Genomic DNA, 6,805 nt, shown 5'->3' with positions numbered 1-6,805 from the left:
CACTCTTCACGGCATGACTTATCTTTGACATCAACGCAAGGCTGGGCAATCACATAGGTCACGATGGGCCTCCTAATCAAGGAATGAGCAGGCGATAATTCTAACCATGCAGAGTCGGTATTTGCTGAATATGGTTGCGCTATGAGTTTCGAGGACGAACTAGCCGCATCTATCGGTAAGCGCGTATCTATCCGCCTTCACGAAGGTGGTTCTTTCCGAGACATCCTGGGTGTTTTACAGAATGAGACGACAGTTATTAAAGGTGATGCAACTACTGCCGAGTTCGACCCAAAGGCAATCGCCTACTTTCGCGTAGTCCCAGTCTTTAATCGACGTAATCAGGCGATGAAGGCTCTCCATCTCTACGAAACTGCATCACGTTCTTTATGTGAAATCAGCGGTGATGAGATTCGAATCTATGCATGTGGACCCACTGTCTATCGAGATGCCCATATTGGAAATATGCGGACCTTCTTGCTGACAGACCTGATTCGTCGTGCACTTGCTCTCAATGGAATCGCGACGATAACAGTTTCCAACATCAACGATGTGGGACACATGTCAGAAAATCTCGATGGTTCAGACAGTGGCGATAAAGTCTTAGAAGAAGCAGTTCGCGAAAAGGTTGAACCTCTTGCCATCGCTCGACGTTATGAAGAGAAGTTCAAAGCAGACCTCGAACAACTCAACATCCTTCCTGCTGATTTCTATCCTCGAGCAAGTGAGAACATTCCTGAAATTATTCAATCCATTCAAGAGCTGATCGAAAAAGATTTTGCCTACATCGGAACAGATGGAAATATCTACTTCGATGCTCAAAAGGCCTATAGCTACGGATATATCAGCGGCAACAAATTAGAATCTTTGAAACCTGGCCATCGCTATGAGTATTTAGGAGATGGCGGGAAGCGATTCCATGCGGATTGGGCGCTCTGGAAACTTGCAGGCAAGCGAAGCGAGATGATTTGGGAATCGCCATGGGGTTCAGGTTTTCCGGGTTGGCATATTGAATGTTCTGCAATGTCACTGCAATTGTTGGGAACTTCTGTAGATATCCATGTAGGTGGAATCGACCTTCGCTTCCCTCACCATGAAGATGAGAGGGCACAGACCAATGCAATCGCCGGAGGTGAAGTCGTAAAGAATTGGATTCACGGAGAGCACCTTCTCTTTGAAGGCAAGAAGATGGCTAAGAGCAGTGGGAATGTCATTCTTGTCAGTGATATCACCGAGCGCGGATACGATCCTCTCGCACTTCGATTGGCGCTCCTGGAAAATAAATATCGCTCGCAGATTGATATGACGTGGGCTGCAATTGCTGCAGCAGATAGCACCTTAAAGCGCTGGCGAAAAGCAATCTCGGCTTGGGGTTCTAGCGATGAAATCAAGATTGATGATGAAATTTATAGCCACTTTATGAGTGACCTCGATACGTCGAAAGCGATTCTTCGACTTCGAGCACTGGAGAAAGATTCGACCGTCGGGGTTCTCGATAAGCGCGCAATATTCTTATTTGCCGACCAAGTACTCGGACTCGATTTGGCGCGAGAAGCAGAACCCGAGATCGCGGCAGAAATAACGTTTGAAGCGCTTCAACTTATCGAGCAAAGAGCCGCAGCACGAGAAGCTAAGAATTGGAGCGAGAGCGATCGTTTGCGCGACCTATTAGCTTTGATGGATATTGCTGTTGTTGATGGAGCAGAGGGTCAAAGTTGGAGTATCAGAATTTAGATACGTGCAGCAATTGCAGAGAGCACTACCAAGGTTCCAACAAGCAAAAGTGTTGAACCAACACCATCGCCTTGCACTAAAAGCTCTTGACCTGCGCCAAATGTGGAAGCGCGGAAAATAACGACGAGCCAAGCAATTGTTGCTACCCACTTGTACTTACGTCCACCAAACTTTCTTCCCACAAACCAAATCGCGCAGTATGTAAAGAGCAGGGCAACGATTACACCCAAAAGTGGACGTGTTTGGTGAACAAGAATTGCAACAAGTGCGGTGAAGGCTCCGAAAATAAGAGAAAGAAGAATTTTCACCTAGAGGACAACTCCTGCAAATAAATCAGTCTCACGGCCAAGTTCATCGAGAGGTTCTGACTTTTCGCCTTTCACAAGTGTGTAGAACTCATTTCCCCAAACCTGAAGACCAAGGTTGTTTGATAGCGCGAAGAATGGCCCATCCACCGCAATCTGAGTTGCATGGGCGCGCATTGCATCCATTTTCTGTTCTACATATTCATTTCCATCGATGTGAGCGTGAACAAATGAATCGTCTTTGCAGAATGGAAGATCGTCTGCACTTTCGGCACCAAAGAAATCTGAGCCAACCGCTTTCATCTTCTCGATGCTCTCTTGAATGACAGAGCGAGGCATAACATTCCAGTAAATCTTCTGGATACCCCACTGTGATTTCTCAGCTGCAGCCATTGCCACGCGATGCGCTTGAATGTGATCAGGGTGGCCATAGCCACCGAATTCGTCGTAGGTAATAAGAATGTGTGGCTTTACCTCTTCAATAACGGTTACAAGATGCGCTGTAGCTTGATCAAAATCAGCGTTCCAGAAATTATCTGTGCGCTTATTCGGTTCTGTATCAATCATGCCGCTATCGCGATATTGAGTGTCGGGAGCTCCCAAGTAACGGTGGTCTGAGATACCGAGAGCCTTCATCGCCTCTTCAAGTTCGATGACACGATGTTCGCCGAGCAAATCATCATGAGTTGCTGCTTTATGTGAGTGCTCCTCTACGAGAACTTCGCCTTCTTCGCCGCGTGTACATGTCACCAAAGAGATCGATGCGCCAAGGGCTGCATACATCGCCATAGTTGCGCCATTATTGATAGTTTCATCATCTGGATGGGCATGAACAAGTAGCGCGCGGTAACCCGCGTAAGACTGCTTCATTAGTAAACCGGCAAAGTTGTGTCGATCTGCTTCGCCCATGCAATGACTCCGCCACTGACGTGTGAAGCATCTGCAAAGCCTGCGTTCTTTAAGATGGCAAGGCATTCAGCCGATCGCACGCCGCTCTTGCAGTGCAGAATTATTGGCTTGTCTTGCGGAAGAGATGCGAGAACGCTTCCATCGATAAAGCCCTGCTTTGGAATCAAGTGCGAACCAGGAATGCGAACGATTTCGAATTCACTTGGCTCGCGCACATCGATGAGATAAAAGTTTTCATCTCCATCAATCTTTGACTTCAACTCTTGCACTGTAATTGTTGAGCCAGTGCTCGCCTCTTGTGCAGCATCAGAGAGAACTCCACAGAATGCTTCGTAATCTGGCAAGAGCGCTGTCTGCTTTGGATTGTCGCTACAGATTGGGCAGTTGGGATCCTTACGAATCTTTACCTTGCGGAACTCCATCTCGAGTGCGTCGTAAATCATCAACGAACCTATAAGTGACTCACCAATGCCCGTAATCACCTTGATCGCCTCAGTTGTCTGAATTGATCCGATAGTGGCACAGAGAACTCCAAGCACGCCACCTTCAGCACAGCTGGGCACCATTCCTGGAGGTGGTGGTTCTGGGTACAAACAGCGATAACAAGGACCGTACTCAGCCCAAAAGACGCTCGCCTGTCCATCGAAGCGATAGATAGAACCCCACACATAAGGTTTCTTGAGAAGCACGCATGCATCATTTACTAAATAGCGGGTTGCAAAATTGTCGGTGCCATCGACGATGATGTCGTATTGAGCGAAGAGCTCGAGGACATTGGAATTATCGAGACGTGTCTCATGTGTAATAACTTTTACATATGGGTTGATCTCTGCAATTTTCTCTCGAGCAGACTGTGCCTTGCTCTTGCCGATATCAGATTGTCCGTGAATGATTTGACGTTGCAAATTAGATTCATCGACAGTATCGAATTCGACTATTCCGAGAGTGCCGATTCCTGCAGCAGCGAGATACATCAACGCTGGTGAACCGAGACCTCCTGCGCCAACGCAGAGCACTTTTGCATTCATCATGCGCTGCTGCCCTGCCATCGCTACATCAGGAATGATGAGGTGGCGACTATAACGACGCACTTCTTCGACTGTAAGAGCTGGGCCTGGAGAAACTAACGGTGGGGTCTTCATGTGGTAATTCTGCCGTACAGCTCTCGCCCTCGCCAATTGGCGCCGAATACCAGTACGATTCGCGCGATGAGTACTACAGATGCAAATGCTTCGCGTGCTGAAAAGGCACGTCTTCCTCGCGATGAGCGCCGTGCAATCCTTTTAAGTGCAGCCCTCGAGGTCTTTACCGCTGCTGGATATCACTCGGCCGCGATGGATGAAATTGCTGATCGAGCAAGTGTCAGCAAACCAGTTTTGTATCAGCACTTCCCTTCAAAATTAGATTTGTATCTTGCTGTTCTCGACCTTCATATCGATTCGTTGGTCTACGAAATTCAGAAGGCAATCTCATCGACTCCTGACAACGCTCTCCGAGTACATGCAACTATTGATGCATATTTCAGCTTTATCGAAAATGAAGGTGAGGCATTCCGCCTCCTCTTTGAGAGCGATATGAGCGTCGAACCTCAGGTACATGAACGACTTAATCGCATGACATACGACTGCGCAGCAGCTGTGAGTGGTGTCATCTCCAATGACACTGGTCTCCCAAAGGAGGCAGCAATGCTTCTCGGTGTGGGACTCATTGGATATGCCCAGGTAACTGCACGCCATTGGCTCGAGCGCGATAGCAAGCTCACACGTCAGCAGGCGATGGATCTGGTTGAGAACCTCATGTGGCGTGGAATCTCTGGATTTCCCCGCACTGAGCTCTAACCAATAGAATGGAAACATGAGCACCAAGAAGAACGAAAAATCATCACAGGTACGAATCGCTGTGACAGATGTTGCTAGCGAACTCTCTTTTGAGTGCCCCTCTACCCCAGCTGAAATCAAGAGCGCAGTCACTGAAGCTCTCACTGGAAATACTCCACTTATCTTGACCGACATCCGTGGCCACGAGATCGTGGTTCCTGCGGCAAAGATTGGCTACATCGAAATCGGTGAGCCAGTCGAACGTCGCGTCGGTTTCGGCGCAAATTAAGTGACCACAACATTTTCGGATCTTCCTCTTCGTAAAGAGACTATCGACGCACTTCATCTCCACGGATTTACCGCTCCCTTCGCCATTCAAGAGATGGTGCTTCCTATCGCACTTGCTGATGGCGATGTCATCGGACAGGCAAAGACCGGTACAGGTAAGACTCTTGCATTTGGTATCCCTGTTATCGAACGCGTTATTGCTCCCAATGATGCAGAGTGGGCAAAACTTGAAGCACAGGGTGCCCCACAAGTTCTCATCGTTGTTCCTACTCGAGAACTCTGCGTGCAGGTCACAAAAGATATTGAAGAGCTTTCACATAATCGTGGAGTTCGCACATTAGCTGTTTATGGCGGTCGAGCATTTGAGCCACAGATTGAAGCTCTCGAATCAGGAGTTGAAATCGTTGTCGGCACACCAGGCCGCCTCCTGGATTTGTACCGCCAGGGAAAGCTCAAGCTCAATAAGGTCTCTCGCGTTGTTCTCGATGAAGCAGATGAAATGCTCGACCTCGGCTTCTTGCCCGATGTAGAGAAGATCTTCTCGTCTACGCCTGCTCGCACGCAGACAATGCTCTTTTCGGCAACTATGCCTGGCGACATCATCGCTCTTGCCCGTCGCTTTATGAATCAGCCAGTACACATTCGTACCCAGGATTCTCAAGATGAAGGTCGTGTAGTTGCTCGCATTAAGCAGCATGTCTTCCGTGCGCACGCTCTCGACAAGATTGAGATGCTTGCTCGAATCCTTCAAGCTCATGACCGTGGTCCAACAATTGTTTTCTGTCGCACAAAGCGCACAGCACAAAAGACCGCTGATGAATTGATGGAGCGTGGCTTCCGCGCAGCTTCTATCCATGGAGATCTAGGTCAAAATGCACGCGAAAAAGCGCTCAATGACTTTAAATCAAATAAGCGAGATGTTCTTATCGCAACTGATGTCGCTGCTCGCGGTATCGATGTAGACGGCATTACCCACGTTATTAATTACCAGTGCCCTGAAGATGAGAAGACTTACGTACACCGCATCGGTCGTACAGCACGTGCTGGTGCCGATGGAATCGCAGTCACCTTTGTTGATTGGGATGAACTGGCACGTTGGAAGATGATCGATACCGCTCTCGAACTCGGTCTACCAGAACCACTTGAGACATATTCATCATCTCCTCACTTCTTTGAGGCGCTCGATATTCCGAACGATGCATCTGGTCGTATGGTTGTGGCAAAGAAAGCAGAAGCTGCACCTAAAGCAGAGAAGCCTGTAAAGAAAGAGGCTCCGCGCGAGAAGACAGCTCGAGTGCGTACTCGCACCAAGCGCATCGCACAGGATTAAGAGTTCGAAAGAACCTTTATCGCATCTGCCAGCATCTGAACGGCAATTGCAGCAAGTAAGAGACCTGCAATACGTGCCAATAAAGTAACGCCGGACTCCTTAATCAATTTCAAAACGTGAGTCGACATCATCAAAACAAATCCAATAATCAAGTGCACCGCAACGATTGCAATTACTAAACCACTGATGCGCTCTGGAGTATTTGCCTGCTGCACGAAGATCATCGTCGCAACGATTGCTCCCGGTCCTGCAAGAAGTGGCGTTCCAAGCGGAACCATTCCGATATTGGTGCCTTCAGTGGCAACTTCGTTGCCCTTACCTGTCAGCAATTCAAGCGAAACGTAGAGCAAGAGCAATCCGCCGGCTGCTTGCAACGCTTCAATCGATACATTCATGTAATCCAAGATAAAGCGACCGAAGAGTGC

8 protein-coding genes are annotated in these 6,805 nt (G+C 48.4%); 4 read left to right on the top strand and 4 right to left on the bottom strand.

Going from position 1 to position 6,805, the window contains the following annotated elements; translation table 11 throughout:
* Positions 1–141 precede the first annotated feature (141 nt).
* Complete coding sequence (gene cysS / locus ACKOVI_RS04620; RefSeq protein WP_509602882.1) at positions 142–1,731, top strand: cysteine--tRNA ligase; 1,590 nt, start codon at positions 142–144, stop codon at positions 1,729–1,731.
* Here the strand turns inward: cysS and ACKOVI_RS04615 are convergent.
* The 3 genes from ACKOVI_RS04615 to moeZ are packed head-to-tail and all read right to left on the bottom strand — an operon-like array spanning position 1,728 to position 4,087.
* Positions 1,728–2,039 (bottom strand): hypothetical protein, encoded by a 312-nt coding sequence (locus ACKOVI_RS04615; RefSeq protein ID WP_509602880.1) that lies wholly within the window; start codon positions 2,037–2,039, stop codon positions 1,728–1,730. The two genes, cysS and ACKOVI_RS04615, sit on opposite strands and share 4 nt — an antisense overlap.
* Complete coding sequence (mshB, locus tag ACKOVI_RS04610; RefSeq protein ID WP_509602883.1) at positions 2,040–2,906, bottom strand: N-acetyl-1-D-myo-inositol-2-amino-2-deoxy-alpha-D-glucopyranoside deacetylase; 867 nt, start codon at positions 2,904–2,906, stop codon at positions 2,040–2,042.
* Complete coding sequence (moeZ, locus tag ACKOVI_RS04605) at positions 2,906–4,087, bottom strand: adenylyltransferase/sulfurtransferase MoeZ (RefSeq protein WP_509602878.1); 1,182 nt, start codon at positions 4,085–4,087, stop codon at positions 2,906–2,908. The genes mshB and moeZ overlap by 1 nt, the downstream gene beginning before the upstream one ends.
* Before the next feature lie 66 nt (positions 4,088–4,153).
* On the opposite strand from moeZ, the gene ACKOVI_RS04600 reads away from it, so the two are divergent.
* From ACKOVI_RS04600 to ACKOVI_RS04590, 3 genes are read left to right on the top strand one after another with little or no spacing between them, the layout of a single operon-like run.
* Positions 4,154–4,783: a TetR/AcrR family transcriptional regulator gene (locus ACKOVI_RS04600; RefSeq protein WP_509602877.1), complete on the top strand. Its 630-nt coding sequence runs from the start codon at positions 4,154–4,156 to the stop codon at positions 4,781–4,783.
* Between the two features lie 16 nt (positions 4,784–4,799).
* Positions 4,800–5,051, top strand: a complete 252-nt coding sequence (locus ACKOVI_RS04595) for a DUF3107 domain-containing protein (RefSeq protein ID WP_509602876.1) — start codon at positions 4,800–4,802, stop codon at positions 5,049–5,051.
* Positions 5,052–6,380 carry a DEAD/DEAH box helicase gene (locus ACKOVI_RS04590; RefSeq protein ID WP_509602875.1) on the top strand — a complete coding sequence of 443 codons (1,329 nt, stop codon included), beginning with the start codon at positions 5,052–5,054 and terminating at the stop codon, positions 6,378–6,380.
* On the opposite strand, the gene ACKOVI_RS04585 is transcribed toward ACKOVI_RS04590, so the two are convergent.
* Positions 6,377–6,805 (bottom strand): MarC family protein (locus ACKOVI_RS04585; RefSeq protein ID WP_509602874.1); only part of this gene is annotated, 429 nt, incomplete at its 5' end. The two genes, ACKOVI_RS04590 and ACKOVI_RS04585, sit on opposite strands and share 4 nt — an antisense overlap.

The sequence above is a fragment of the Candidatus Planktophila sp. genome, from assembly GCF_046070465.1.
Lineage (GTDB): Bacteria > Actinomycetota > Actinomycetes > Nanopelagicales > Nanopelagicaceae > Planktophila.
This window is presented reverse-complemented; position numbering and strand designations above follow the sequence as displayed.